General features: G+C 63.4%; 20 protein-coding genes and 1 tRNA gene. 12 read left to right on the forward strand and 9 right to left on the reverse strand.

Annotated elements, in window-relative coordinates; translation table 11 throughout:
• Positions 1-24 precede the first annotated feature (24 nt).
• Positions 25-2,418, forward strand: a complete 2,394-nt coding sequence (locus MRBLMS1_RS15150) for a S9 family peptidase (RefSeq protein ID WP_485880155.1) — start codon at positions 25-27, stop codon at positions 2,416-2,418.
• Between the two features lie 45 nt (positions 2,419-2,463).
• Here MRBLMS1_RS15150 and MRBLMS1_RS15155 read toward each other — a convergent pair whose 3' ends face one another.
• Positions 2,464-3,447: a cytochrome-c peroxidase gene (locus tag MRBLMS1_RS15155; protein ID WP_485880157.1), complete on the reverse strand. Its 984-nt coding sequence runs from the start codon at positions 3,445-3,447 to the stop codon at positions 2,464-2,466.
• A 220-nt stretch (positions 3,448-3,667) separates the two neighbouring features.
• Here MRBLMS1_RS15155 and MRBLMS1_RS15160 point away from each other — a divergent pair, with 220 nt between their 5' ends.
• Positions 3,668-4,108, forward strand: coding sequence for a hypothetical protein (locus MRBLMS1_RS15160; RefSeq protein WP_230516634.1), 441 nt, complete (start codon positions 3,668-3,670; stop codon positions 4,106-4,108).
• Positions 4,109-4,128: 20 nt separating this feature from the next.
• Here the strand turns inward: MRBLMS1_RS15160 and MRBLMS1_RS15165 are convergent, their stop codons facing one another.
• Positions 4,129-4,899: a hypothetical protein gene (locus MRBLMS1_RS15165; protein WP_485880159.1), complete on the reverse strand. Its 771-nt coding sequence runs from the start codon at positions 4,897-4,899 to the stop codon at positions 4,129-4,131.
• A gap of 119 nt (positions 4,900-5,018) precedes the next feature.
• Here MRBLMS1_RS15165 and MRBLMS1_RS15170 point away from each other — a divergent pair.
• The 6 genes from MRBLMS1_RS15170 (at position 5,019) to gdhA (ending at position 13,237) form a co-directional block, all read left to right on the forward strand.
• Positions 5,019-5,094, forward strand: a tRNA-Phe gene (locus tag MRBLMS1_RS15170).
• A gap of 158 nt (positions 5,095-5,252) precedes the next feature.
• Positions 5,253-7,637 (forward strand): acyl-CoA dehydrogenase, encoded by a 2,385-nt coding sequence (locus MRBLMS1_RS15175; RefSeq protein WP_485880161.1) that lies wholly within the window; start codon positions 5,253-5,255, stop codon positions 7,635-7,637.
• A 180-nt stretch (positions 7,638-7,817) separates the two neighbouring features.
• Positions 7,818-8,759, forward strand: coding sequence for a hypothetical protein (locus MRBLMS1_RS15180; protein WP_485880163.1), 942 nt, complete (start codon positions 7,818-7,820; stop codon positions 8,757-8,759).
• 129 nt (positions 8,760-8,888) lie between these two features.
• Positions 8,889-10,250, forward strand: coding sequence for a prephenate-dependent tRNA uridine(34) hydroxylase TrhP (gene trhP, locus MRBLMS1_RS15185; protein WP_485880165.1), 1,362 nt, complete (start codon positions 8,889-8,891; stop codon positions 10,248-10,250).
• 182 nt (positions 10,251-10,432) lie between these two features.
• Positions 10,433-11,680: a DUF819 family protein gene (locus tag MRBLMS1_RS15190; RefSeq protein WP_485880167.1), complete on the forward strand. Its 1,248-nt coding sequence runs from the start codon at positions 10,433-10,435 to the stop codon at positions 11,678-11,680.
• Between the two features lie 213 nt (positions 11,681-11,893).
• The gene (gdhA, locus tag MRBLMS1_RS15195) at positions 11,894-13,237 is read left to right on the forward strand and encodes an NADP-specific glutamate dehydrogenase (RefSeq protein WP_034753510.1); all 1,344 of its coding nucleotides are present in this window, start codon (positions 11,894-11,896) and stop codon (positions 13,235-13,237) included.
• Positions 13,238-13,287: 50 nt separating this feature from the next.
• Here gdhA and MRBLMS1_RS15200 read toward each other — a convergent pair whose 3' ends face one another.
• Positions 13,288-13,845 (reverse strand): flavin reductase family protein, encoded by a 558-nt coding sequence (locus tag MRBLMS1_RS15200; protein WP_034753508.1) that lies wholly within the window; start codon positions 13,843-13,845, stop codon positions 13,288-13,290.
• Positions 13,846-14,020: 175 nt separating this feature from the next.
• On the opposite strand from MRBLMS1_RS15200, the gene MRBLMS1_RS15205 reads away from it, so the two are divergent.
• Together MRBLMS1_RS15205 and MRBLMS1_RS15210 are read left to right on the forward strand one after the other, a co-directional pair.
• Complete coding sequence (locus tag MRBLMS1_RS15205; RefSeq protein ID WP_485880170.1) at positions 14,021-14,650, forward strand: head GIN domain-containing protein; 630 nt, start codon at positions 14,021-14,023, stop codon at positions 14,648-14,650.
• Positions 14,651-14,692: 42 nt separating this feature from the next.
• Entirely contained in the window at positions 14,693-15,493 is an 801-nt protein-coding gene (locus MRBLMS1_RS15210) for an enoyl-CoA hydratase (protein WP_485880172.1), read from the forward strand.
• A gap of 1 nt (position 15,494) precedes the next feature.
• On the opposite strand, the gene MRBLMS1_RS15215 is transcribed toward MRBLMS1_RS15210, so the two are convergent.
• The 5 genes from MRBLMS1_RS15215 to MRBLMS1_RS15235 form a co-directional block, all read right to left on the reverse strand.
• Positions 15,495-16,232, reverse strand: coding sequence for an AIM24 family protein (locus MRBLMS1_RS15215; RefSeq protein ID WP_128141197.1), 738 nt, complete (start codon positions 16,230-16,232; stop codon positions 15,495-15,497).
• A 3-nt stretch (positions 16,233-16,235) separates the two neighbouring features.
• Positions 16,236-16,877 carry an AIM24 family protein gene (locus tag MRBLMS1_RS15220; RefSeq protein ID WP_034753503.1) on the reverse strand — a complete coding sequence of 214 codons (642 nt, stop codon included), beginning with the start codon at positions 16,875-16,877 and terminating at the stop codon, positions 16,236-16,238.
• A gap of 17 nt (positions 16,878-16,894) precedes the next feature.
• A complete protein-coding gene (locus tag MRBLMS1_RS15225) occupies positions 16,895-17,512 on the reverse strand; it encodes an AIM24 family protein (RefSeq protein ID WP_181877963.1) in 618 nt (205 codons plus the stop codon).
• A gap of 157 nt (positions 17,513-17,669) precedes the next feature.
• On the reverse strand, positions 17,670-20,834 hold the full coding sequence (locus MRBLMS1_RS15230) for a S8 family serine peptidase (RefSeq protein WP_485880175.1): 3,165 nt from the start codon (positions 20,832-20,834) through the stop codon (positions 17,670-17,672).
• Between the two features lies 1 nt (position 20,835).
• On the reverse strand, positions 20,836-21,651 hold the full coding sequence (locus MRBLMS1_RS15235; protein ID WP_181877962.1) for an NF038120 family PEP-CTERM protein: 816 nt from the start codon (positions 21,649-21,651) through the stop codon (positions 20,836-20,838).
• 429 nt (positions 21,652-22,080) lie between these two features.
• On the opposite strand from MRBLMS1_RS15235, the gene MRBLMS1_RS15240 reads away from it, so the two are divergent.
• Both MRBLMS1_RS15240 and MRBLMS1_RS15245 read left to right on the forward strand, forming a co-directional pair.
• Entirely contained in the window at positions 22,081-22,992 is a 912-nt protein-coding gene (locus MRBLMS1_RS15240) for a histidine kinase (RefSeq protein ID WP_485880178.1), read from the forward strand.
• 8 nt (positions 22,993-23,000) lie between these two features.
• The gene (locus MRBLMS1_RS15245; RefSeq protein ID WP_485880180.1) at positions 23,001-23,648 is read left to right on the forward strand and encodes a response regulator; all 648 of its coding nucleotides are present in this window, start codon (positions 23,001-23,003) and stop codon (positions 23,646-23,648) included.
• Here MRBLMS1_RS15245 and MRBLMS1_RS15250 read toward each other — a convergent pair.
• Positions 23,645-26,143, reverse strand: a complete 2,499-nt coding sequence (locus tag MRBLMS1_RS15250) for a TonB-dependent receptor (RefSeq protein WP_485880182.1) — start codon at positions 26,141-26,143, stop codon at positions 23,645-23,647. The two genes, MRBLMS1_RS15245 and MRBLMS1_RS15250, sit on opposite strands and share 4 nt — an antisense overlap.
• Between the last annotated feature and the right edge of the window lie 40 nt (positions 26,144-26,183).

Raw genomic sequence — 26,183 nt, forward strand, 5'->3', positions numbered from 1 at the left:
CCCCTTTGATTAAAGCGATCCCCGATGCGTCTGGTTCTTCCCCTGCTGCCGCTCCTGCTGCTCTCTTTGCTGCCCGCCGCGCATGCGGCCCCTTCCTCCACCTCCACTGCGCCCACGCCGATCACCTTGGACCAGGCCATGGCCGATCCCGACTGGATCGGCACACCCGTCGAAGCGGCATGGTGGGGCTGGAATGGCCAGCTCTACTACAAGCAAAAACGCCTCGGCTCGCCCCTGCGCGACACGTTTCAAGTCTCCGGCGCGAATGCCAAGCTCAATAGCGGCAAGAAGGTCGACGATGCGCAGCTGGCCAATCTCGATGGCCAGCAGATGGTCGTCAACCGGGCCGGCACGCGCGCCATCCTGCTGCGCAACGGCGACCTGTTCGAGCGCGACCTGAAAAACGGCGCCTTGATCCAGATTACGCGCGGCGTGACGGCCATCAGCAATCCGCAATATTCCAGCGACGGCGGCGCCGTGCAATACCGCAGCGGCACGGACGGGTTCAGCTGGAACCGTCTCGATCGCCTGAGCGCCCCCGTGGCCCTGCTGCGCGCGGCCAAGGACCCGGACGCCAAGCCGGAAGCGGACGCCCTGCGCGAGCTGCAACTGCGCCTGATCGTCAACCTGGCGCGCCAGAAGGAAGACCGCGACGCGAGCCGCGAACGCCGCCACGAAGAGCGCCGCCTGGACGCCACGCGCGCGCCGGAACCGATCTACCTGGGCGAGAAAGTGACGATTTCCGGCAGCGCCCTGTCGCCGGACGGCCGCTGGCTGCTGTTCGTCACGCAAGACAAGGCCGCCGAAAAAGGCAAGCTGGGCAAACTGGCCCGCTACGTCACGGAAACGGGCTACCCGGAAGCGGACGACGAGCGCACGCGCGTGGGCCGCAACATGCCGATCGCGCAAAGCCTGAAACTGGCGGACCTGCGCACGGGCCAGGTGCGCGAGATCGCCTTTGACAGCCTGCCCGGCATCGCCACCGATCCATTGGCCTCCCTGCGCGCCGAACAGAAGCTGCCGCCGTTGAAAGGCAACCGCGCCGTGCGCATCGACGCCCAGCGCGACGGCATCGCCTGGACCGATGACGGCAGCAAGGCCGCCGTGCGCATCCGCGCCATCGACAACAAGGACGGCTGGCTCGCCAACGTCGACCTGGCCAACGGCACCCTCGTGCCCGTGCACCGCATCAGCGATACGGCCTGGGTCAACCGCCGCGCCGAGGAATTCGGCTGGCTGCCAGACAACGCCACCTTGTGGTATCTGTCCGAGGAAAGCGGCTACGCCCACCTGTACACGAAACAGGGCGCGGCTCCGGCGCGCGCACTGACCAGCGGCCAGTGGGAAGTGAGCGCCGTCGAATGGAGCCGCGACGGCAAGAATGCCTATTTCATGTGCAACCGGCAAGCGCCAGGCACGTATGAAGTGTGCGCCAGCACGGCCAAGGATGGCGGCGCGCGCGAAGTCACCAGTTTGAAAGGCGTGGAAAACTTCGGCCTGTCGCCCGACAACGGCAAACTGCTGCTGCGCTATTCCACCAGCTATATGCCGGCCCAGCTGGCCACGATTTCCGTTGCCGGCGGCAAGGCGACTATCCTCACCGATACACGCAGCGACGCCTTCAAGGCGCGCAACTGGGTCATGCCGGAACTGGTACAAGTGCCGTCCACGCATGACGCAGCACCGATCTGGGCCAAGCTGTACAAGCCAAAGCAGCTGGAAGCGGGCAAGCGCTACCCGATCGTCATGTTCGCGCACGGCGCCGGCTACCTGCAGAATGTGACCGAGCGCTATCCCGTCTACTTCCGCGAACAGATGTTCCACAACCTGCTGGTCGAGCAAGGCTACATCGTGCTCGACGTCGACTACCGCGCCTCGCTCGGCTACGGCAGCGCCTGGCGCACGGCCATCTACCGCCAGATGGGCCACCCGGAACTGGAAGATTTTGTCGATGGCGCAAACTGGCTGGCGCAGCAGCACCAGGGCGACATCCGGAACGTGGGCATCTATGGCGGCAGCTATGGCGGTTTCATGAGCCTGATGGCCCTGATGCGCGCGCCGGACATCTTCAAGTCGGGCGCCGCCCTGCGTCCCGTGACGGACTGGACGACCTACAACCACGAGTACACGGCCAACATCCTGAACACGCCGGACATCGATCCGCAAGCGTATAAAATCTCGTCGCCGATCGAGTACGCGGACAAGCTGACGGGCAACCTGCTGATCGCCCACGGCATGATCGACGACAACGTGTTCTACCAGGATTCCGTGCGCCTGTCGCAGCGCCTGATCGAGTTAAAAAAGGACAACTGGGAAATGGCCAGCTACCCGATGGAGCGCCACGGCTTCGTGCAGCCGGAAGCGTGGTATGACGAGTACCGCCGGATTTATCAGCTGTTCCAGCGTACGTTGAAGTAACTGGTGTCGGGGTCAGACCCGCCGGGTCTGACCCCAGGCAAGCACTCAATCAAACGGCACCGGCCGCGGCGTTGTATCCGACGATGGCGGCAGGATCGGCAGCACGATGTGCGGCTGCTTGCCCGTCAGGGTTTTCAGGAAGGCCACCAGTTTGGCGTTTTCATCGGGCGTAAAAGTGCGGCCCAGCTGCAAACGGCCCATCACATCGACGGCCTGCGTCAGGGTCGCCGCTTCGCCATCGTGGAAGTACGGATACGTCAGCTCCACGTTGCGCAGGGTCGGCACCTTGAAGTTGAAGCGGTCCGCATCCTTGCCCGTCACGGCCGAGCGCCCTTCTGCCGTCATCGCCGTCTTGTACGGTTCCACCACGCCCATCTTCTGGAAAGTATTGCCGCCCACGGCGGGGCCGTTATGACAGGCGATGCAGCCGCTCGACTTGAACAGCTGGTAGCCGGCCAGTTCGTCTTTCGTCAGCGCGCTTTTCTTGCCAGACAGCCATTGATCGAAGCGGGAGCCGGGCGTCACCAGCACCTCTTCAAAGGCGGCGATGGCGCGCGTGACTTGCTCGATGGTCAGCTTGCCCTGGCCAAAGACTTGCCGGAATTCCGCGCGGTAGGCGGGAATCGAGGCCAGCACGTCGATTGCCAGCTCGTGCGTAAAAGCCATCTCGCCGGGATTGGCGATGGGGCCGCCCGCCTGCTCCTGCAAATCCTTGGCGCGGCCATCCCAGAATTGCGCCACGTTCATGCTGGCATTGAGCACGGTGGGCGAATTGATGGGCCCGCGTTGCCAGTTGTGGCCGATCGATGTCTTGATATTATCCGTGCCGCCCATGCTCAGGTTATGGCAGCTGTTGCAGGAAATAAAGCCCGAGCGCGACAGGCGCGGGTCGAAAAACAGTTTCTTGCCCAGCTCGACCATCGCTGGATTGGCCACCTTGGCGGCAGTGATGGGCTGGATCGGCTCCTTGCTGGCGGCGTGCAACACGCCACTGAGAGCGAGGCTGGCGATGAAAAGAAAGGGGGACATGGTGCTGCGCATAGTCTAACTCCTGGAAACATTCCCGAATCGGCGGCGCGCGCCGGCGCGGGAATGCAGCGCGCCGGCCCGGTCGCCACCCGTACATCGCTGATTGGATGTTGATTTATATTAACTTTGACTGGTTGACAATGGAAATGACCGGGATCAAGGTTCTGGCCAAGTGCGAATCGCGCTTGCCATTTACGCAAGCGTGGCACATGATAAGGGCATGCAAACGCCTACCTACCCAACCCTGTTGCCACTGTTGCGCGCCACGTGCGCCAGCTTCCTGCTGCTGGCCGCCAGCGCCTGCGGCAGTGCCCCCACGCAAGATGATGCGCCGCCCGCCCCCGGCAATGCCGGCTTGCTGGCGCAAATCCAGGCGGAAGTGGGCACCGCCGCCTGCGATTCCACCCAGCAATGTCAAACCATCGCCATCGGCGCCAAGGCTTGCGGCGGCCCCGAGCGCTACCTGGCCTGGTCCAGCAAGGGCAATGACGGCAAGAAACTCAAGGCACTGGCCCAGGCGCAAGCCGAGGCCAGCCGCAAGCAGCAGCAAGCGGACGGCATGATGTCGACCTGCTCCATCGTCACGGACCCGGGTGCCACCTGCGAAGCGGGACGCTGCGTGCTGCAAAAGAGCGCCATGGGTGGCAGCGCCGCCATGTAATGAAATGATTCGGCAACACGTCAGGACTGCAGTTGCAAGGTCTTGACGATCTTGCTCTCCACCCTCTCGCCCGCGCCCGAGGTGGTGTTCTTGCTCTCCTTGCGCAGCAACAATAAATGGTCGCCGCTGACGCCATACTGGCGCGTCTCGTCCGACTTTTGCGTAAAGCTGACGACGACAAAGGCGCGCCCGCTCACGTCAAAGTGGAAATGGCTGGCCAGCGGCGTGCCGTCCGCGGCGATCCACACCTCGATGCCGCCTTCGAACTTCTTCACATACTTGCGGTCTTTCTCAGGCACCTTGTCGAGCGATAAAGTAAAGCTGAGCAGACGCGCCGGCTTGCCCTTGTAGCTATCCATCTTTTCACTGCTGAACACGGCTTCCTCGATCTCGCGCGACAGGGCGTCCGCCGCCGACACCATGGAGCGCAGCTCCGTCGCCTTCATTTCTCCCAGCGCAAAGCCGATCGGCGTCTTGACCTTCGGATCTTTCACCCTGGCGCGCTGCTCGGCCTCCACTTTCGCCAGCAAATCCTTGCCGTAGAGCACTTGCAAGCCTGCCGGCCCGCCTTCGACGGTGACCGTGGCCTGGCCGCTATCCTCTTCCGCCGCCCTGCCCTCGCCCTCGCGGCGCCAGCTTTTCGATTCCACCTGCGCCTTGATCGGCATCTGGCCCTGCAATCGGGCCAGCGCCGCATTCAGATCGGCCAGCCCGTCGGCCCGCGCCGCACCGCAAAACAAACTGAACAAGCCCGCCACCGCCAGGCCCTGCACTCCAATACGTCGCTGCATCGCCACATCCCTTCGGGTCATACAAGGATGCCAAAACACCATGTTTTGGCCATCTGTTGCATTTGAACACAGCTAGCTCTGGTCAGGTAGAAAGTCTTTCTGCTATAATTCGCCGCCTTGGCCTGGTAGCTCAGTCGGTAGAGCAGAGGATTGAAAATCCTTGTGTCGGTGGTTCGATTCCGCCCCGGGCCACCAAGAATTCAGCAGCACATAGCAAAAAGCCAACCTTCGGGTTGGCTTTTTTGTTTTAGGCGACGCATGCAAGCTGCCGGCCATGAATCCAATGCGCTGTACCGCACAGTAACATTCGCCATCTCGGCCTATCCTGTTGTCATATAACAGGGAGATATCGCATGCTGACGATCATACTGGTGGTGGCCCTGCTGGGCCTGGTTGTACTGTTCGCGCCCGGCCCCGTGCGCCGCGCCCTGATTACCCCGCACCTGCTGGCCCTGTTCAAGCGCATTTTGCCGACGATGTCCGACACGGAGCGCGACGCGCTCGAGGCCGGTACCACGTGGTGGGATGCGGACCTGTTTTCCGGCAAGCCCGACTGGCCCAAGCTGCTGGCGTATGGACGCGCCTCGCTCACGGCCGAAGAGCGCCACTTTCTTGAGCACGACGTCGAGCGGCTGTGCGAACTGGTCAACGACTGGGAAACGCAGCAGGCGCAGGATTTGCCGCGCCAGGCCTGGGACTACATGAAGGCGCAAGGTTTCCTCGGCATGATTATCCCGAAGCAATACGGAGGCAAGCAATTCTCCGCCTATATGCACTCGCAGGTGGTGATGAAACTGTCGAGCCGCTGCTCGGCGCTGGCCGTGACCGTGATGGTGCCCAACTCGCTGGGACCGGCCGAACTGCTGCTGCACTACGGCACAGAAGAACAGAAAAACCATTATCTGCCGCGATTGGCCGCCGGCACCGAGATTCCCTGCTTTGCCCTGACCAGCCCGTACGCGGGTTCCGATGCGGCCGCCATTCCCGACCTGGGCGTGGTTTGCATGGGCATGCATAAAGGGCGTCCTACCCTCGGTTTCCGCCTCACGTGGAACAAGCGCTACATCACCCTGGCGCCCGTGGCGACCTTGCTGGGGCTGGCGTTCCAGACCAGCGACCCCGAGCATCTGCTGTCCGACAACGATGCGCCCGGCATCACTTGCGCGCTGATCCCCACCAGCCACGACGGCGTGGTGATCGGGCGCCGCCACCATCCCTTGAACGCCGCTTTCCAGAACGGCCCCACGTCGGGCAACGATGTGTTCATCCCCATCGACTGGGTCATCGGTGGCCAGGCGCAGGTGGGCAAAGGCTGGCGCATGCTGATGGAGTGCCTGGCGGCCGGGCGCGCCATTTCGCTGCCCTCGTCCAGCGTGGGCATGGGCAAGATGGCCGTGCGCGGCACCGGCGCGTATGCGGCCGTGCGGCGCCAGTTCAACATGCCGATCGGAAAATTCGAGGGGGTGCAGGAAGCGCTGGCCCGCATGGGCGCCAACCTGTACCTGATGGATGCGGCCCGCACCCTGGCCGCGCACGCCGTCGACCTGGGCGAAAAACCGGCCGTCATTTCCGCCATCGTCAAATACCACGTCACGGAACGGGGCCGCGCGCTCGTCAACGACGGCATGGACATTCTCGGCGGCAAAGGCATCTGCATCGGCCCCAACAATTTCCTCGCCAGCGCCTACCAGCAAATCCCTATCGCCATCACGGTCGAAGGGGCCAACATCCTCACGCGCAGCCTGATCATCTTCGGCCAGGGCGCCATCCGCGCGCATCCGTATGTGCTCAGGGAAATGGCCGCCGTCAGCGAAAGCGACGGCCGCAAGGCCTTGCGCGATTTCGATGCGGCCTTCTTTGGCCACGTCGGCTTTGTGCTGGGCAACCTGGCCAGGGGCTTGTGGTACGGACTGGGCGGCGCGCGCCTGGCGGCCGTGCCCGATGCCGGCGCACCTGTACTGATGCCCTACTACCGCGCCCTGACGCGGTTGTCGACGGCGTTTGCCGTCATGACGGATATGTCGATGTTCGTGCTCGGTGGTGAACTCAAGCGCCGCGAACGGCTGTCCGCCCGCCTGGGCGACGTGCTGGCGCAGCTGTACCTGGCGTCATCCGTACTGAAGCGCTACGAGGATGATGGCCGGCCCGAGGCCGACCTGCCCTATGTGCACTGGTCGCTGCAAGATGCGCTGGTCAAGGCGCAGCAGGGTTTGACGGGCGTGCTCGACAATTTCCCGGCGCGCGTGCTGGCCATGCTGCTGCGCACCCTGCTGTTCCCGTTTGGCCTGCCCCACCGTCCACCGTCCGACGAACTGGGCAGTGAAGTGGCGCTGGCCCTGCAAACCCCGGGCGCCGACCGCGAACGCCTGCTGGCCGACGGCCATGTGGCCAGCGACGCGGCAGATCCCGTGGCCTGCGCCGAGCGGGCGCTGGCCCTGCTGCCCGACGTCCTGCACATCGAAAAACGCCTGAAGGATACACCCGAAGGCGCGGCCCTGCGACACCTGCCGCAAAGCCTGTCCGCCATGCAGCAGTGGCTGGCGACGGCCAAGGCGGCAGGCTCGGTCAGCTGCCAGGAGCACAATATCTTGCTGGAATATGCGCGTTTGGTCGACGGCTTGATACAGGTCGACGATTTTGCGCCGGAGACGATGCGACAGGCACATGGCAGTGACACCAGCCCGATCGTGCATGTCCTTGGTGGAGAATCTCCTGCTGGTGAAAACCGTGCCGCCTAACTGGAAAATCTTCTTTCTGGCTATTGGGCACTAATGATGCGGACAAATAGTCTAATTGCCCGACTGCGCCGGTTTTTATGTTGAAAGCCAACTCAAGGATTCCTTTAGCGACATACCCAGGGGCACAATTCTCAAGGTGGCAGCTAGAATGATTGCTCGAGGCCAACAAAAGGAACTGTAATGGGTATCAAAATGAACACAGCACTCGATAGTGCTGGCATTGAATGGACCGCCGAAACTTATTCGAAGGGAAAAGGCACGGAGCCCCTTCGTTGCTCCCATTGCTCTGTTCACGTCACCCATCAGAATGCACATACGCGGGAGCGGGACGACAAACCTTATCTGGTATCTGCTTATTTCCGCTTGCTTCCTGGCGGCCATCATGCAGAGGGATGCAAGCATGCCATCAACGACAAGGTCAAATCGATAGCAAACGAATCGACGGGGCTCTTTGAAAGCATCCGCAATGGCCAATACCGGCTGCGCCTAGTCATGATCAGAGACGCATTGTCAGAATTGAGCAAAAAAGCAACGAATAGTGACGAAAAATCTGCAAACGGCAGTAGCAAAACATTTGAAAGTTCACGAGGAAAACTTCCCGCCTATATCAACTCGGCCAAGCGTGTGCTGCAATTACGTGCACTCTGCGATGAGGACGAAGAGATTGCGATGTATCTGGAATTGATATTCGAAGGTAACACGACCGTACCATGGTCTCATTTCTATTTCGAGACAGAGCGCCATCTTGATGCCTACAGAAATGCGATACGCAATACAGTACAACACCCTATCGCCTTGCATGGCACGGTCAAATCGAAGCGCATTGGCATAGGCAAGAATCAAACAAGCAATGTATTGAACCTCACAAAAAACAAATACCTTGCGGATGCCAATGATCCGGAAATTGGTATCGGCGTCGAAGCCAGTGTCTGGTGCGAGAATGCTGACTGGCTGGCAAAACTCAATACTGGTGATGAGGTTGTAGTCTTCGGTATGTGGAAGGCAAAAGCAGGAGAGATATTAGCGTCGAGCAAACCGGAGCAGTACCGATTCAAATCATTCATTACTCATAAACTATCGCTCTGGCCAGCTCTCGCGACACAAATTACACGCGTAACTTAGTTAAAAACGACCGTCTGTTTCGACGCAGGAAAATGCATTCCCATGGTGTCGAATTAGTGCAATTTCTTGACGTTAGGCAATGCAATATGCGGCCAGCCAGCATAAGATCGCCGGCTTTGCCCATCCTCCATGCGCCACGCTCCCGAACTCCTTCTGCCTGCCGGCTCCCTGGCCAAGATGCATGCCGCCTTCGACTATGGCGCCGACGCCGTCTACGCGGGCCAGCCACGCTACAGCTTGCGCGTGCGCAATAACGATTTTTCGACCTTGCAAGCCTTGCAGGAGGGCATCGATGGCGCCCATGCGCGCGGCAAGCAGTTCTTTGTCGCCAGCAATATCTTCGCCCACAACGCCAAGCTGAAAACGTATTTGCGCGACATGGAACCGGTGATCGCCATGCGCCCCGACGCGCTGATCATGGCCGACCCGGGCCTCATCATGATGGTGCGCGACAAGTGGCCGGACGTCCCCGTACACTTGTCCGTGCAGGCGAATGCCGTCAACTGGGCCGACGTCAAATTCTGGCACCGCATGGGTTTGACGCGCGTGATTCTGTCGCGCGAACTGTCGCTCGACGAGATCGAGGAAATCCGCCAGCGCTGCCCGGAAATGGAGCTCGAGGTCTTCGTCCACGGCGCCCTGTGCATCGCCTATTCGGGCCGCTGCCTGCTGTCCGGCTATTTCAACCACCGCGACCCGAACCAGGGCACGTGCACGAATTCCTGCCGCTGGGATTACAAGGTGAAAAATGCCACGGAAGACGCCAGCGGCGACCTGGGCGGCATGCAGGTGGTGCCGCTGGAATTCCATCAGGCGCTGGCCGAGGCCGACAACAATGCGTTTTCCGCCCTGCACCAGCAGCCGCGCCACCCGCTGGCCGACCAGCCCTACCTGATTGAAGAAGCCCAGCGCCCGGGCCAGCTGATGCCGATACTCGAAGACGAGCACGGCACCTACATCATGAACTCGAAGGACTTGCGCGCCGTCGAGCATATCGAGCGCCTCGTGAAAATCGGCGTCGATTCGCTGAAGGTCGAGGGCCGCACCAAGTCGCTGTACTACGCGGCGCGCACGGCGCAAGTCTACCGCCAGGCCATCGATGACGCCGTCGCGGGCCGCCCTTTCGATATCGGCCTGCTGGGCCAGCTGCAAGGCCTGGCCAACCGCGGCTACACGGACGGTTTTTACCAGCGCCACCATACCCAGGCGCACCAGAACTACATGCGCGGCGCGTCCGAGGCGGATCGCAGCCAGTACGTGGGCGACGTGCTGGGCGTGGCGGACGGCTGGGCCAGGGTGGAAGTGAAGAACCGATTCTCCGTGGGCGACCGCATCGAGGCCGTGCATCCGGGCGGCAACCGCGATTTCACCATTACCCGCATGCTCAGCGATGACGGCAGCGAGATCCAGGTGGCGCCCGGCAGCGGCCACTTCGTGCGCATCGAGCTCGACGGCGCTCTCGACAAGGCCTTGCTGGCGCGCTATTTGTAACCGCCAGTCTGGCGTACAGTGTGGCGAAGCAGTCCACAAGTGTTTGATTTGACAAGAAAAATTTCCACTGGCACGGCCTAAATAATTTGTTTAGGCTTCAACATTGCTATACGATACGGCCACCCGCGCCCGGGGGCCTTATCGGCATCCGTGCGTCCCTGACACGTTCACCGGAATCCCCGATGCCACCTGCCACACCCGCCCTGATCACCAATGACGCCGTCGTCCTCGGCCTGCTCGCCATGACCCTGGGAGCCGTCTTCTGGAGCGCTTCCCGCCCAGACGGCTTCTGGAAAAAGTTCTACACGTATATCCCGTCGCTGTTGATGTGCTATTTGATCCCGGCGTTGCTGAACACCTTCGGCATCATCGACGGCAACGCGTCCGGCCTGTACGCCGTGGCGCGCGACTATCTGCTGCCCAGCGCGCTGGTCCTGCTGTGCGTGGCCATCGACTTCGGCGGCATCATCCGCCTCGGCCCCAAGGCCATCATCATGTTTTTGACGGGCACCCTGGGCGTCATGCTGGGCGCCCTCGTCTCGTTCGAAGCCTTGCGTTTGATCCACCCGGAAACGGTGGCGGGCGACACGTGGCGCGGCATGACCACCGTGGCCGGCTCGTGGATAGGCGGCGGCGCCAACCAGGCGGCCATGAAGGAAGTGTTTGAAGTGGACGCCACCCTGTTTGGCCAGTTCGTCGCCGTCGACGTGCTGGTGGCCAACGTCTGGACGGCCGTGCTGCTGTTCCTGGCCGGCCGCGCGGGCGCCTTCGACCGCTGGACCGGTGCCGATTTGACGGCCATCAATGCGCTCAAGGACAGCATCGAAAGCTACCGCACGCAGCACGCGCGCATCGCCAACCTGACCGACATCATGATCATCCTCGGCGTGGGCCTGGGCGTGACGGGCCTGTCCCATTTCCTGGCCGGCCCCATCATCGGCTGGATCAACACCCTGCCCGCCGCATGGCGCTTGCAGGATTACAGCCTGACGTCGAATTTCTTCTGGATCGTCGTGCTCGCCACCACCTTCGGCCTGCTGCTGAGTTTTACCAAAGCGCGCAGTCTGGAAGGCGCGGGCGCCTCGACCATCGGCTCGGCCATGCTGTACGTGCTGGTGGCCACCATCGGCATGCACATGGACCTGGGCGCCCTGCTCGACAAGCCATTTTTGTTCCTGCTCGGCCTGATCTGGATCGCCGTGCATGGCGGCCTGATGCTGCTCGTCGCCAAGCTGATCCGCGCACCCCTGTTCTTCATGGCCGTGGGATCGCAAGCGAACATCGGCGGCGCAGCCTCGGCCCCCGTCATCGCCAGCGCCTTCCACCCGGCCCTGGCTCCCGTGGGCGTGCTGCTGGCCGTGCTCGGCTACGCGCTGGGCACCTACGGCGCTTACATCACGGGCTTGATCTTGCGCGGCATGGCGGGGTGATCGCTGTCCTGGCTTGACGAGCCAGGCACGCAAGAATGACGACAACGCCAGCCTTCGGGCTGGCGTTGTCGTTTACGGCTCGCATCGGCCACCACTCCCCAAAAAATCCCCACAATGTAGCAGAAACCCCTCAAAACCAAATTTCCGCACCATTTTTGTGCGAAATCTGCGATGATAGTTGCCCAAATAACCGATTACCTCCATGGAATTCTGATGAAATACGCATCTGCTCACGAGTATGTCCAGCATGTCGCCGCACGCAATCCAGGTCAACCCGAGTTTCTGCAAGCCGTCACCGAAGTCATGGAGAGCTTGTGGCCGTTCCTGGAGCAGCACCCGAAATATGCGGAACAAGGCTTGCTGGAACGCTTGATCGAGCCGGAGCGCGTGGTGATGTTCCGCGTGTCGTGGGTCGATGATCACGGGCAAGTGCAAGTCAACCGCGGCTACCGCATCCAGCACAGCATGGCCATCGGGCCGTACAAGGGCGGCATCCGTTTCCACCCTTCCGTGACCTTGTCCGTGCTGAAATTTCTCGCCTTCGAACAGACGTTCAAGAACGCCCTGACGACCTTGCCGATGGGCGGCGGCAAGGGCGGCTCCGATTTCGATCCGAAGGGCAAGAGCCCGGGCGAAGTGATGCGCTTCTGCCAGGCCTTCGTGAGCGAACTGTTCCGCCACGTGGGTTCGGACACGGACGTGCCGGCCGGCGACATCGGCGTGGGCGGGCGCGAAGTCGGTTATATGGCCGGCATGATGAAAAAGCTCAGCAACCGCGCCGACTGCGTGTTCACGGGCAAGGGCGCCAGCTTCGGCGGCTCGCTGATGCGGCCGGAAGCGACGGGCTACGGCACCGTGTACTTTGCGCAGGAAATGCTGAAAACGCGGGGCCGCTCGTTCGAAGGCATGCGCGTGTCCGTGTCCGGTTCGGGCAACGTGGCGCAGTATGCGGTGGAAAAAGCCATGGCCATGGGCGCGAAAGTCATCACCGTCTCCGATTCGAGCGGCACCGTCATCGACGAGGCAGGCTTTACCCCGGAAAAGCTGGCCATCCTGATGGAGGTCAAGAACCATTTGTATGGCAGGGTCAGCGACTACGCCGCACGCACGGGCGTGCGCTTCGAGGCCGGCGTGTCGCCATGGCATGTACCGGTCGACATCGCCCTGCCCTGCGCCACGCAGAATGAATTGCATATCGACGATGCGCGCACCTTGATCGCCAATGGCGTGCAATGCGTGGCCGAAGGCGCCAACATGCCCACCACCATCGAGGCAGCGAAAGCCTTCGAAGCGGCCGGCGTGCTGTACGCGCCGGGCAAGGCCAGCAATGCGGGCGGCGTGGCCACGTCCGGCCTGGAAATGAGCCAGAACGCGGCCCGAATTTCCTGGCCGCGCGAAGAAGTCGATGCGCGTTTGCTGCAGATCATGCAAGGCATCCATGCCGCGTGCAAGCAATACGGCACGCGTGCCGATGGCACGGTCAGCTATGTCGATGGCGCGAATATCGCCGGTTTCGTGAAAGTGGCCGATGCGATGCTGGCGCAGGGCGTGATTTAATCATCGGCCAACGGTGGTGTCGGATTACGGTTCTTCGAACCTAATCCGACCTACGACATTTCAGGTTTCATCAAGCTCTTGCGGCTGATGGTCCGGCCCGACACCATGAACTCGCCGTTGCCGCGGTAATGTAACGTTTCCGGCAGCTTGGGCGAGGTGGCCACGTGGGCTTTCACGCACTCGAAGATGAAGAAGCCGCCTTTCGGATTGCCCGCCACCTGGGCCAGCTTGCATTCGAAGTTGGCGTAGCATTCGGCGATCAGGGGCGCGCCCACCAGCTCGGCGGGCTGGGGCGTGAGGCCGAAGGCCGTGAACTTGTCCGTGTCTTCACCGCTGCAATTGCCGATGGCGACGACCTGGTCGACCATGTCGGCCGTGGGCAGGTTGATCACGCATTCCATGCTGCGCTTGATCATTTCATAGCTGTGGTTCGCGTCAGAAATGAAGCAGCCGAGCAACGATGGCGTGAATTCCATCAGCATGTGCCAAGCCATGGTCATGACGTCGCTTTCGCCCTGCCACGTTGAACTGACGAGCACCACCGGCCCCGGTTCGAGAAAGCGCCGGATATCGGCGACGGGATAATCTTCTTTGTGGTAATTTTTCATCTGCTCTCCAGGACGCGGTACGCCATAGCATAGACCAACGGCGCCTTGCCGGGCGCGCGGCTGGCCGGCGCCGCCGTGTCATCGGCACCGCGATTTGTGCCGTTCGTCGCAAATTTCTCCCCAATCGAGATGTTGCACAATAGAATACACTGATCAACTACTCAAGGAAACCGCCATGCGTCCTCTGTTCCTGTTGTCAGTCCTGTCCCTCGCCTGCCTCGCTACCGTCGCGCATGCCGACGAGCAAACCCGCACGGTAGCCGCCTTCAACGCCATCGACATCCGCGGCCCCATCAGCATCGAAGTGGAATCGGGCAAGGAGCAAAGCCTGCTGCTGCGCGGCGACCAGAAATTCCTCAGCGGCGTGATCACGGAAGTGGTCGATGGCGAGCTGAAAATTTCCATGAAGGACAAGGACATCAAGAAGACCGAGGGCGACCCGCGGGTCATCATCACCATGCCCACCTTGCGCAAGCTGATCGCGGAAGGCGCGGGCGAAAAAATCCTCACCAAGCTCAATGGTCCTAGAGTCGACATCAGCTACAAGGGCGCGGGCCGCCTGGCCGCCGATGGCCAGGTCGACTGGCTGCGCCTGAAGGCGCAAGGCGTGGGCGAAGTCGATACGAAAGCCTTGCTGGCGAAAAACGTCGACGTCAATTTCGAAGGCATCGGCTCCGTCAAGGTGTATTCCTCGGGCGAACTGAACGCCGTGGTGCGCGGCATGGGCGAACTGACCTACTACGGCAAGCCGAAGATCGTGCACAAGTCGGTCGCCGGCATCGGCAGCGTCAATGCCGCCAAATAAGATTTCCTAGAACAACAAGGCCATCAGGCCACTGGAGACCGCATGACCGCAACACATGATACCGAAGCGCCGCTGGTGCTGCGCGAGGACGAGGGCGGCCTCGTCACCCTTCGGCTGAACCGCCCCCTGCAATTCAACGCCCTGTCCGAAGCCATGCTGGCCGCGCTGCAGGAAGCGTTCGATGCCATCGCGCAGCAGCCGCACGTGCGCTGCGTGGTGCTGGCCGCCGAAGGCAAGGCTTTTTGCGCGGGCCACGATTTGCGCCAGATGCAGGCCACGCGCCAGCTTGCGTATTATCAAACCCTGTTCGCGCAATGCTCGCGCGTGATGCAAGCCATTCAAACCTTGCCCGTGCCCGTGATTGCCCGCGTGCACGGCATCGCCACGGCGGCCGGCTGTCAGCTGGTCGCCAGCTGCGACCTGGCCGTGGCGGGTGCGTCCGCCCGCTTTGCCGTTTCCGGCATCAACGTGGGCCTGTTCTGCGCCACGCCATCGGTCGCCCTGTCGCGCAATGTGTCGCCCAAGCGGGCCTTCGACATGCTGGTGACGGGCCGCTTCATCGATGCCGACACGGCCGCCGACTGGGGCCTGATCAATGAAACGGTGGCCGACGCGGCGCTCGACGAGGCTGTGGCGCGCCTAGCGCAGCAGATCATGGCGAAAAGCCCGACGGCCATCCGCTACGGCAAACAAATGTTCTACCGGCAGCGCCAGCTGCCGCTGGACGACGCGTATGCGTATGCGGGCGACGTGATGGCGCGCAACATGATGGAAGAGGATGCGGACGAAGGCGTGAGCGCCTTCCTGGAAAAACGGCCGCCCGGATGGGCGACCGTCAAGTAGCTTAACGTTCCTGCTTCATCTGCTGCTGGACGGACAAGCTCAAGGTCCCCAGGTCTTCCTTGCCCAGCATCGGCAATTGCGCCAGCAGGTTGGCCAGGGCCGAGCTGCCCGTCACGTCCAGCTCGGACGATTGCACCAGCACCGTGCCGGCGCCCGTGAAGTCGATCTGCTTCTCCTCGCCCGACAGGGTAAAACCCGTGAGCGCGCCAGCGGCCGAGGCCCAGCCCTGCACGTGGGCGTAATCGTAGTGATACGAGGGGCTGGGGCAATCGGCCCAGCCCAGCACGGCCTGCTCGTCCACGCGGCACGGCAATTCAAGGAAATGCACGGGGCCGTTCGACGAGGCGATCACTTTACCGGTGCCTATCATCGTCAGGTAGCCGGGCAAGGTCGATTCCTGGCAAATCACATCCTTCGTAAAACCCAGCAGGTTTTTCGCGCGGATGGTCATGTTGGCGTTGTCGAGGTCATAGCACGCCAGGTCGTTGCCGTTGTCGCCCAAAATCAATTGGCCCTGCCCTTGCGCGACGACAAAGTGGTGCACGTATTTCGGCGCATTGAAGGCGTTACGCACGATCAGGTCGAGCACGCTGCTGCCCATGGCTTCGAAGCGCAGTTCGCCATAAAAGGCGATCATCTTGCCCTTGCGAATGAAGATCTGTTCCTTGACGTCGATGACATACGAAAAACGGTTCAGGTTATCGTTCTTCGGCAAGGTATCGGGAGTGTAAATCGTCATGGCTTACCTTTCGCTCGCTTGGATGTAGACCGTGCCCTGGCCCGTGAACTTCACCTGGTAGGATTCGCCGGACGCCTGGCCGACGAAAGTTTTCCAGTTCAGGTCCGTGACGATGGTCGAGCTCAGCTGCCCCGTGTGGCCGATATACGCTTGCGGGTCGACAAACACGGGCACGTCCGGCGTGACGGGCAAGCCGATGGCGTTACCGTCGGACAAAATCGCCACGTCACCCGTGCCTTGCAAGGTGGTGGTAAACAAGCCCTGGCCCGAGGCCATGCCGCGCACCACGCCCTGCACGCCGCCCTGGTTGCCGAGGAACATGGTGCCGGCCGTCAGGCGCGCATCGAAGGCCAGCAGGGAATCGCTTTCCACGTAAAACGTTTCGCCGCGCACGGGGACGATGGTGACGAACAGGCCGCCTTGGGCGTAAAACACGCTGCCCGTGCCACGCGCCGACATCATGGCGTAGCCTTCGTTCGTGACGGCGCGCATGGCCAGGCTTTGCACGCCCTGGCCGGCCAGGAAGGAGCGGCTGAACGCCACGTCGCCCTGGTAGGACACCATGGCGCCCTTGCGCGCGAACACTTCTTCATTGCCGAGTTTGACCTCAAGCATCTTTTCATTGATCTGCTGATAGACAGGCATGACGGGTCCTCGCTAACTTAACGTTCGGCGGGCTGGATGAACACCACGCCCTGGCCTGTGAATTTGTGCTGGTACGATTCGCCCGAGCTCTGGCCGATCATCGTGCGCCAGTTGACGTCGAAAACGAATTCCTGGCGGATGTCGCCCTTGAAGCCGACGAAAGCGTCCGGGTCCACGCGCAGCGGATGCGCGGGCGTCACTTCCAGCATGATCAGGTTGCCGCGCGAAATGACGGCCAGGTTGCCGTTGCCTTCGACGGTGGTGGAAAACAGGCCCTGGCCCGAACTGGCGCCGCGCAGGCCCGCAAAGCTGGTGCCCGTCTTCAGGCTCGTGTCGTAGGCCAGCAGGCTGCTGCTTTCAATGGTCAGCTTTTCACCGGCCAGGGCCATGACGGTGATCTCGGCCGCATTCTGCGCGAAAAACACGGTGCCCGTGCCAGAGGCCTGCATCACCTGCATGCCTTCGTTCGTCACCTTGCGCTTGAGCGCGCCGAAGAGGCCCTCGCCGCCGAGCAGGGACTTTTCAAATTTGATGGCGCCCGTATAGGCGACCATCGCGCCGGCAATCGCCAGCACTTTTTCATCCTGCAGGCGCACTTCCAGCAGGCGGTCGGTATTAGTGCGGAAACTGGTCACGCGCGACTCCCCAAGAATGCCAGGCCACAAAGCCTTGGCTAGCCGACAAGATACCGGGGGCGTTACCGCCATGCAAGTGCTATTCCTCCCGAACGGGGGTCTCCGTTAAAAAAAAGGCGTGCCCGGAGGCACGCCTTGCGTTCACACCATGAACGGTTTATTCAGCCAGCACCGGCTTGGCGCCGCGCGCGTTCTGGAACAGCGGCACGGGATCATTGGTATTGACCTCGACCACCGTCACGCCCTGCACCACGCCAGCTACCTGGTAGCCGACGGCGCCCAGGTGGCGCTTGCCTTCGGCCAGGTTGGACCAGCTCAGCGAAACAGACGCCGTGCCGCCCATGAAGGCCGTACCCGGCATCAGCGCCTTGAAGCTGCCGTTGTTCAAGCCCGGCGCCAGCACCCACGACGACAAGGCGTAGTCGGCCTGGCCGTTTTGCGGCGCAAAACCGATCATGCACACCTTGTAGGTACCGGCGGCGGGCAGGCGCAGTTCCACCTGCTCATTGGAACTTTCATTGCCGCTGCTGCCGACCAGCACATTGGCGGCGTTGTAGACCTCCATGTCCAGGTCGGTATTCGCGCCGCCCGTCGTTTCCGAGTCGTAGGTGGCAAAGCGCGCCGCCAGGGTGCCGGCCGGGATCACCACGTTGTGCACGTTCACGCCCGTGGCGCCACCGGCCTTGCAGGCAGCCGATGCGGCAGCGCCCGTCACCGCCTGGCCGATCGTGCGCGTCTGGCGCACGGCTTCGACGAGACCCGACTTGACGCCGACCAGCGCGCCCGTGAAGCCCGTGCCCAGGGTCAGCACCTTGCTGCCCGTGGCCGCTTCGCTGCTGACCAGCGGAATGGCGGCCAGCGACGTGCCGCGCGCCGTCAGCGGGCTGCGCACCGTGTGCGTGCCATCCGTCCAGCTCAGGGCGCCGTAGGTCCAGGTATTGGCCGGCGCCGTGGTGCGCGTCAGCTTGACCTGGTACTGGCCCTTGGCGCCCGGCGCCAGGCTCAGGCTCGTTGGCGTTACCGCCACCGTGTAGCCGGGCAGGCTGGCCGAGACGTTATAGACGGCGCTGCTGGCGCCCACGTTGGTCACCGTGCGCGTCAGCACTTGCGTGCCCAGCACGTTGGCCGCCGTCAGCGACGCCAGGTTCAGGTTGTAGGCAGGAATGGTGCCGACGGCCTGGCACGTGGCGGGACTGTAGACCTTCAGGTTCAGGCCGCACAGGAAGCGCGCATAGTCGATTTCCGACACGTCGTACACGAGGCCGGGATCGGCCGCGCTGTTCGGCGCGATGTGGCCGGCGCCCTGGCCCCATGGCAGCTGGCCCGAGTTCTTCGCCGTGGCATCCCACGACACGGAACCGTTCAAGCCATCGGGATACGTGCTGAAGGCCGTCGTCATCAGCGCCGACTTGATGGCCGCGGGCGACCAGCCCGGATGCTGCTGCTTGAGCAGCGCCGCCACGCCGGCCACGTGCGGGCTGGCCATCGAAGTGCCGGAGTAGAAATCCCACTCGGCCACTGGCGCCACGCCACCGGCCGCCACGGCATCGCGCTGCGCCGGGGTCAGGTCGGCCGTCACGCCGGCGAGAATGTTGGTGCCGGGCGCCGACAGATCCGGTTTCAGGATGTTCGCGTTGGCCACGTTCGGTCCGCGCGAGGAACGGTCGCTGACGATCGGCGCCTGCACCGTCGTGTCGGGGATGGTATGGATCTCGCCCAATGCCGCCGTGCCGTCCGGAGTGGACGCCATGAAAGCCTTCAGCGCGTCGCCCTGCGCCTGCGCCAGGTGCACGGTCGACAGCGTGTGCGCCTGGTTGATGATGGTGTTGGCGCCGCCAGCCACGTTGGCGATGACCACGCCCGCCGCGCCCGCCGTCCTGGCATTCGCGCTCTTGTTGACCAGCACGTTGCCGCCACGGTCGCACACGAGTATCTTGCCCGCCACTTTCGCCGGGTCCAGATAAGCGGAGGTGGCATCGGCCCCGCCGAAGCAGCGCAGCAGATTGAGGTCCGTCGGCAGCACGCCGGCCAGGCCCGCATCGCGCGAGCGGATCAGCGGCAGGGCCGGCGTCTTCGCATTGCTCGATGCGCCTTCCAGCCTGGTGCCGTTGCTGAGGATGACATTGCCCGCGTACAGGCGGTTGTGGGTGGAATTGGCGACCGTCGCCAGCCAGGGGCTGATGTGCGAGACGGGCGCCGGCACGTCGGGCGCCGGCGTGGATGGACCGGAATTGCCGCCGGACGTGGCGACAAACACGCCGGCCGCGGCCGCGCCGAGGAAGGCGACTTCCGTCGGTTCGTCGAAGGCACCGCCGCCCGCGTTCGGGCCGATGGAGAAGTTGATGACGTTGACGCCATCCTTGACGGCCTGGTCGATGGCGGCCACGCTGTCGGCCGTGGCGCAACCGTTGCGGCCCGTCGATGCGGCCGTCCAGCACACTTTATAGGCGGCGATGCGCGCGCGCGGCGCCATGCCCGAGGCCTTGCCCAGCGACACGCCGTTCGAGGTGGCCAAGGCGCCATTGTTGCCGCCAGCCGTGGACGCCGTATGCGTGCCATGGCCGCCGTGCCCCGTCAGGCCGGCGACGGAATCGCGCGGCGAACGGAATTCCGTCCAGTGCAGCGCCGCCGTGGAGGCGCGGTAGTAGCGTGCGCCGATCAGTTTGTTGTTGCAATTCTCGGCGCTGAAACCTTCGCCCGTCTGGCAAGTGCCCTGCCAGCTGGCCGGCGGCGCGCCGTACACGACGTTGCTGCCGCTGTGGCTGGGCACGCCGTTCTCGTCGAGGCGGTCGGCAAAGGCCGTGTTCTCGGGCCAGATGCCGCTGTCGACGATGCCGATGATGATGTCTTCGCCCGCGTGCGTCTTGCCGCCCAGTTGTTCCCACAGGCCGCCCGGCTTGTCCAGACCCAGGAAGGTGGGCGTGTAGCTGGTGTCGAGCTGCAGGATGGAGTCGGCGCTGATGCTGGCCACACCGCTGTTTTTCTTCAGGGCCCGCACTTCATCGTCCGTCAGCAAGGCGGAAAAGCCGTTGAAGACGACGCTGTACTGGTGCGTGATTTCCGCCGCGCTGACGGTGCCGGCCACGGCGGCCTGCTTGGTGTCGAGGTAGCTCAGGTAGGCCTGCACATCGGCGGCGCCCACGTTGATGCGCGCGCCCGGCGCCGGCCTGGTGGCGGCCAGGCCGTCGACCTGGCCCGTGTAGGTGGCGGCCGGCTTGTCGACCAGCTGCACGATGTAGGAACGGCGTTCCTGCGCCTGCGCCGCTTGCGCCAGGCTGGCGGCCAGCAGGAGGATAGCGAGTGAAACGGGACGTAATTTCATCTCATGCTCCTTGCACGGTGAACGCGGCGAACTTGCCAGCGCGGCGGCGCGACAGCATGCCGATGGCGCCCAGGCCGGCCAGCAGCAGCATGTAGGTCGACGGTTCCGGCACGGCGCTGATGTTGATATTGTCGAGCGCAAACTGGCCCTGGTTAAAGGCGGGGAAATCGATGGAATTGCTGCACGCGCCCGTATCGTTGAAGATACACGCGTTGAAGGTCAGGCCCGTGAACGCATAGTTGCTGAAGCCGCCCAGCAGGGAAGCGCCCTGGAAATGGTAGTTGCCATCGCTGCCCTGGCCCGGGAACGCCAGCGAGGTGCTGACCACCTGGCCGTTGCTGAGGGTGCCGCTCAGCTGCAGCTGGCCCCACTGCATGTTGGGCAAGCCGGAAACGGGCGCGATGAAGGAATAGTCGAAACCGGCCAGGCTGAACGCCTGGTGATCGGCACGCGCGAAATTCACGCCGCCATCGTTGAGGATGGCCAGGTAGTTGCCGGTGCCGCCCTGCGGGCAGGCGGCGATATCGCACGACGATCCCGCGCGCCCATCGAGGATGGCGCCCACGCCGCTGACGCCGCCGCCGGCCGCCGTGGTCGGGTCGGCCAGGAACAGCAGGTTGTAGCTCGACGTATTGAGCGTCTGGCCGCTTTCATACACGTCGGGACGCAAATTATCGAAGGTCAGGACATCGGCCATGGCCGGCGCCGAGGCCAGCACGGACAAGGTGGCCAGCGCGGCCAGGATGGTGGCGCGACCGCGGGTAGCGGGCGGATGGGCAGTGGCGGGAGATACCCGCGCATGTGATGGACGATTCATTCTATTCCCTTGTTTGTTGTGGATAGATAGGTCGGCAGGTCTGGCGCCCGCTTTCAGCTTTTTCACAAAAGTGTCAACAAATATAGCAAATCGCATAAAACAAATAACATATTTTTAATATCATTTATTTATTTTTTATCTAACTCTGCGATACTTTGTTTTGTTTTATCTATGAAAGCTTGAGCAATCTCAACGTTACATTGGAACAACAATGCCTCACACTGCAGACGTGTGCGCCAGCATGCCGGCGCGACTTCAGATAAGCTCGAAAACCGCGCCCACCGCGCCATGGCACCACCCGTCACATCGCGGTACACCTGTTCCATCCTGGAACACTTGTCTCTCCCCTGCGCGCCCAGCCACAGCCCCTGCGCCGATGGCATGAAGCTTGCACAACGAAGAGATCGACCGTGCACAGGGAGCTGCATCATGGAACACTACCAACTGGCCGGCAACGGCCGCTCTGGCACGCGGCCGGCCCGGCGCCTCCTCGTGTGCTGCGCGCTGGCGCTGGCTTTTTTCCTGCTAGCCGCCAGGCTGGACCTGGCCGAACGGCTGACCTACGCGCTGTGGCGCCATGAGCACTGGCAACTTGATGAACTGGCCCTGAGCCTGCTGTTGCTGGCGCTTGCCCTGGCCGGCTTTGCCGTGCGGCGCGGGCGCCAGGTGGCGCTGCTGCTGGCGCAAAACCGCGCCCTCACGCAGCGCCTGCTGCGCGCGCAGGAAGAGGAGCGCTGCGCGCTGGCGCGCGAGCTGCACGATGAAGTGGGACAGGACTGCACGGCCATCCGCGCCGCCGCCAGCTACATCCTGCGCGCGCGCGATGGCGACCAGGCGAACGTGCAGGCGTGCGCGGCCAGCATCGCCCGCTCGTCGGAAGCGCTGCATGCGATGGTGCGCACCATGCTGCGCCGGCTGCGCCCGCCCGTGCTCGACAGCCTGGGCCTGGCGCCGGCCCTGCAGGCACTGTGCGACAGCTGGGCCCAGCAGCACGGCATCGCTTGCCATTTCGCGCCGCACGCCATCCCCGCCAAGCTCGACGACAGCACGGCCACCGCCATCTACCGCCTGGTGCAGGAAGGCTTGACGAACGTGGCGCGCCACGCGGGCGCCGACCGGGCCACGGTGGAATTGCGCGCCGATGCGCACGGCTTGCTGCACCTGGCCATCGAAGACAATGGCCAGGGTTTGCATCCAGACAAAACACCGGCAGATGGCTTCGGCATGCTGGGCATGCGCGAGCGCGTGGCTGGCCTGCGCGGCCATATCCGCTGGATCAGCGCGCTGGGCAACGGCTTGCGCATCGAAGTGGCGATGCCGCTGGCGGCCGGTGCGGCATGAACGCGGCCATGACACCGATCCGCGTGATGCTGGTCGACGACCACCCGGTGGTGCGCACCGGTTACCGGCGCCTGCTGGAACAGGGTGGCGACATCGCCGTCGTGGCCGAAGCGGGCAATGGCGAAACGGCGTATGGCTTGCATCTGGAACACGCGCCCGACGTCTGCGTGACGGATTTGTCCATGCCCGGCATCGGCGGCCTGGAATTGCTGCGCAAGCTGATCGCCCGCGACGCCGGCGCCCGCGTGCTCGTGTTCAGCATGCACGACACGCCGCAGCTGATCGCCCGCGCGTTTGACGGCGGCGCCTGCGGCTTCGTCAGCAAGCAGGCCGACCCGGAACACCTGGTTGATGCCGTGCGCGCCGCCCACGCGGGCCGGCGCTACCTGGATCCGCACAGCGCGCCGGGCGTGCTGCACGGCACGGCCCGCATGGAAGCGCAGCGCTTGAGCAGCCTGAGCCAGCGCGAATTCGAAATCTTCCGCCTGCTGGCCGAAGGCCGCAGCGCCGCCGACTGCGCCCGCCTGCTGCACCTGAGCAGCAAGACGGTGGCCAACCACCAGACCTGCATCAAGGAAAAGCTCGACGTGCCCGGCCCCGCCGCCCTCGTCCACTTGGCCTTGCGCAATGGCGTCATTGAACAGATCCACCCTTAAAACACGTAGCGCAAGCCCACATTCACGCTGCGCGGGGCGCCGGCCGCATAGAAGGTCGCGTTGACCATCGGATACTCGCCGTTCACGGCAGGCAGCGGCCGGGCGGCAAAGTTGCCGGTGGCGTCGAAACCCGTCGCGCCCAGCTGGGCTGCCGTCGCATAGTGTCGGTCGAAGAGGTTGTTGACCTGGGCGAACACGCTCAGTTGCCGTGTCAGCTGGTATTTGCCGTTCAGTTCCACCACGGCGTAGCCGCCGCTCTTGCCCGCGCCCAGGTACGCTGGCCCGCCCGCCTGGTGCGCATTGTTTTCATTACCGCGCGCATAGGAACTCGACACGGCCGTCATGGCCAGGCCCACCGTCCAGCCGCGTCCACCCTGAACCTCCACGTGCGCCTTCAGGATATGGCTGGGTGTGAGCGGAATCCGGTTGCCCGGCGTGATGGCGATATTGCCTTCCAGGCCGGGCGCCTCGGCGTCGCTGCTGCTGTTGGCGCTGCCGTTGACGGTTTCCCGGCTTTGGTACGTCGCCTGCAGCCACGTGTAGTTGACGCCGAAGTCCAGCACGCCCGCCTTGCCGTCGAGCGCCAGCTCCATGCCCTGGTGGCGCGTCTTGCCGAAATTCTTGAAGTAGCCGAAACCGGCCTGGTTGTCGGCCACGAACAGGATATCGTCGTGGTTTTCCGCGCGGAACACGCCGGCGCTCCAGCGCGCCACCTCGCCCCATTGGCCCCGCACGCCCGCTTCCCACGTCTTCGTCACCACCTGTTTCAAGGGCGGGTCGCCGGCCATGGCGTTGGGCAGGCGGCAGGGGTTGTCCGGGTCGGCGCAACCAAGCTCGATGGCCGTCGGCGTGCGGCTGCCTTCGTTGTAGCCGAAGTAGGCGCTGATGCCTGCGACCGGTGCGTAGGCCAGGCCGATGGCGGGATTGAAGCGGCTGAAACGGTGGTCGCCATCGAGCGAACCGCTGCTGCCGCCCGGCGTAATGGCGTCGCGGTTGCGCACCGTGCTGCGGTTGTAGCGGCCGGAGATGGTCAGGGTCAAGTCTTGCTTGAGCGCGATGCTGTCGCTCGCATACACGCTCCAGGTGCGCATGCGCCCGCTCAAGTCGACCCGGTTGTCGACGGGCGTGCCATCGTCGTCGATTTGTGTGCCGTCGGCAAAGAAATCGACGGGCGTGATGCCGCGGTCCGGGTTCAGATAGCCGAACTGGCTCGTCTGGCGGAAGGTGGCCTGGCTGGCATCGAAGGCGGCGCCGGCCGTGACGGCGTGGCGCGCGCCCGCCACGTCGGCCAGCGCGGTGAACTGGCCTGAAAAACCATAGTTTTCCTGCTCGATATGGCTGCGGTTGATCATGCCATTGCATTTTTCGGCCGGCTCGTCATTCAGCAGCACGTTGGCTATGCAGCGCCATTTCGGGAAAGGCGTATTGGATGCATTTGCCCCGCTGGCGGGAAAGCCCGTGTAGCCGGCCGCCGCCAGGGCAGCGCGCTCGGCCGCGCCGGGCTGGTAGACGGACTGGTCGAGCGACTCGTCGTTCAGGTCGCCGTTGTAGGTGTGCGTGTCGATCTTGCGGTAGTAGACATTGCCGGACAAGAGCAAGGCGGCGCTGGCCTGGTGCTTGCTCGTCAGGTTCAGCAAGGTCGACCTGTTTTCCGTCAAGTCTGGCTTGGTGTAGACGCTGCGGTAGTCTCGGGCCAGCATGCGCTGTTCCTGCAAGCCGTTGCCCGTCAGCGCATTGTCCGCGTGGGCGAGCGTGACGGCGATATCGGTACGCGCATCGCCCCAGCCCAGCTTGCCAAACACCTGGCGCACGTCGGATGGCGAATCGTCGCGCCAGCCCACTTCCTTGAAGCGGTTGCCCGTCACATACCAGTGCCATCCCTGCGCATTGCTGCCGCCATGCTCGACCTCCACGGCGCGACGTTGATCGGAACCCAGGCGCGCCTCGACGGCGGTGCCGGGATTGCTGCGACCATCCTTGGTCTGCAAGGCCAGCGCGCCGCCCAGGGTATTCAGGCCGAACAGGGGATTCGAGCCAGGCATCAAGGTCAGCGATTTGATCGCCATGCGCGGGATCAAGTCCCAACTGACGACGTCGCCAAACGGCTGGTTCAGCCGCATGCCGTCCAGGTACACGGACAGTCCCTGCGGCGTGCCCAGCAACGGCGAGGCCGTATAGCCGCGGTAGCTGACGTCGGGCTGGAATGGGTTGTTCTGCACTTCGTTCACGTAGACGCTGCCCAGGTTGCGGCGCAGGAAGGCGGAAATGTCGAGCGCGCCGTTGGAGGCGATCTGCTGCGCGCTGGCCGTCTGCACGGGCGCGGCCAAGGTATCGCGCGGCTGCTCCACGGTGGGCAGCGGCATGCTGCCCGTGATGATGACGGTGGGCAAGTCGCCCGAGGCGGCCAGGTTCGCGGCCAGACTGGCGGCAGCAGGCTCGGCGGCCTGCGCCTGGCACAGCGCCATGGCGGCAGCGGCCAATAAAGTCAGTTTCATGCGGGTCCCCAGTTTTATCATGGTTTTTATGTCTGTCCAG

Source organism: Massilia sp. LMS1-1-1.1, assembly GCF_040815535.1.
Lineage (GTDB): Bacteria > Pseudomonadota > Gammaproteobacteria > Burkholderiales > Burkholderiaceae_D > Janthinobacterium > Janthinobacterium aestuarii.

Bases quoted from the DNA above. Each gene is read 5' to 3' on its own strand.
- trhP (WP_485880165.1), top strand. From the start codon at position 8,889: ATGCGCCACGCTCCCGAACTCCTTCTGCCTGCCGGCTCCCTGGCCAAG.
- MRBLMS1_RS15240 (WP_485880178.1), top strand. From the start codon at position 22,081: ATGGAACACTACCAACTGGCCGGCAACGGCCGCTCTGGCACGCGGCCG.
- MRBLMS1_RS15250 (WP_485880182.1), bottom strand. From the start codon at position 26,143: ATGAAACTGACTTTATTGGCCGCTGCCGCCATGGCGCTGTGCCAGGCG.
- MRBLMS1_RS15215 (WP_128141197.1), bottom strand. From the start codon at position 16,232: ATGACGATTTACACTCCCGATACCTTGCCGAAGAACGATAACCTGAAC.
- gdhA (WP_034753510.1), top strand. From the start codon at position 11,894: ATGAAATACGCATCTGCTCACGAGTATGTCCAGCATGTCGCCGCACGC.
- MRBLMS1_RS15230 (WP_485880175.1), bottom strand. From the start codon at position 20,834: ATGAAATTACGTCCCGTTTCACTCGCTATCCTCCTGCTGGCCGCCAGC.
- MRBLMS1_RS15210 (WP_485880172.1), top strand. From the start codon at position 14,693: ATGACCGCAACACATGATACCGAAGCGCCGCTGGTGCTGCGCGAGGAC.
- MRBLMS1_RS15150 (WP_485880155.1), top strand. From the start codon at position 25: ATGCGTCTGGTTCTTCCCCTGCTGCCGCTCCTGCTGCTCTCTTTGCTG.
- MRBLMS1_RS15205 (WP_485880170.1), top strand. From the start codon at position 14,021: ATGCGTCCTCTGTTCCTGTTGTCAGTCCTGTCCCTCGCCTGCCTCGCT.
- MRBLMS1_RS15200 (WP_034753508.1), bottom strand. From the start codon at position 13,845: ATGAAAAATTACCACAAAGAAGATTATCCCGTCGCCGATATCCGGCGC.
- MRBLMS1_RS15180 (WP_485880163.1), top strand. From the start codon at position 7,818: ATGGGTATCAAAATGAACACAGCACTCGATAGTGCTGGCATTGAATGG.
- MRBLMS1_RS15220 (WP_034753503.1), bottom strand. From the start codon at position 16,877: ATGCCTGTCTATCAGCAGATCAATGAAAAGATGCTTGAGGTCAAACTC.
- MRBLMS1_RS15245 (WP_485880180.1), top strand. From the start codon at position 23,001: ATGACACCGATCCGCGTGATGCTGGTCGACGACCACCCGGTGGTGCGC.
- MRBLMS1_RS15160 (WP_230516634.1), top strand. From the start codon at position 3,668: ATGCAAACGCCTACCTACCCAACCCTGTTGCCACTGTTGCGCGCCACG.
- MRBLMS1_RS15190 (WP_485880167.1), top strand. From the start codon at position 10,433: ATGCCACCTGCCACACCCGCCCTGATCACCAATGACGCCGTCGTCCTC.
- MRBLMS1_RS15165 (WP_485880159.1), bottom strand. From the start codon at position 4,899: ATGCAGCGACGTATTGGAGTGCAGGGCCTGGCGGTGGCGGGCTTGTTC.
- MRBLMS1_RS15155 (WP_485880157.1), bottom strand. From the start codon at position 3,447: ATGTCCCCCTTTCTTTTCATCGCCAGCCTCGCTCTCAGTGGCGTGTTG.
- MRBLMS1_RS15175 (WP_485880161.1), top strand. From the start codon at position 5,253: ATGCTGACGATCATACTGGTGGTGGCCCTGCTGGGCCTGGTTGTACTG.
- MRBLMS1_RS15235 (WP_181877962.1), bottom strand. From the start codon at position 21,651: ATGAATCGTCCATCACATGCGCGGGTATCTCCCGCCACTGCCCATCCG.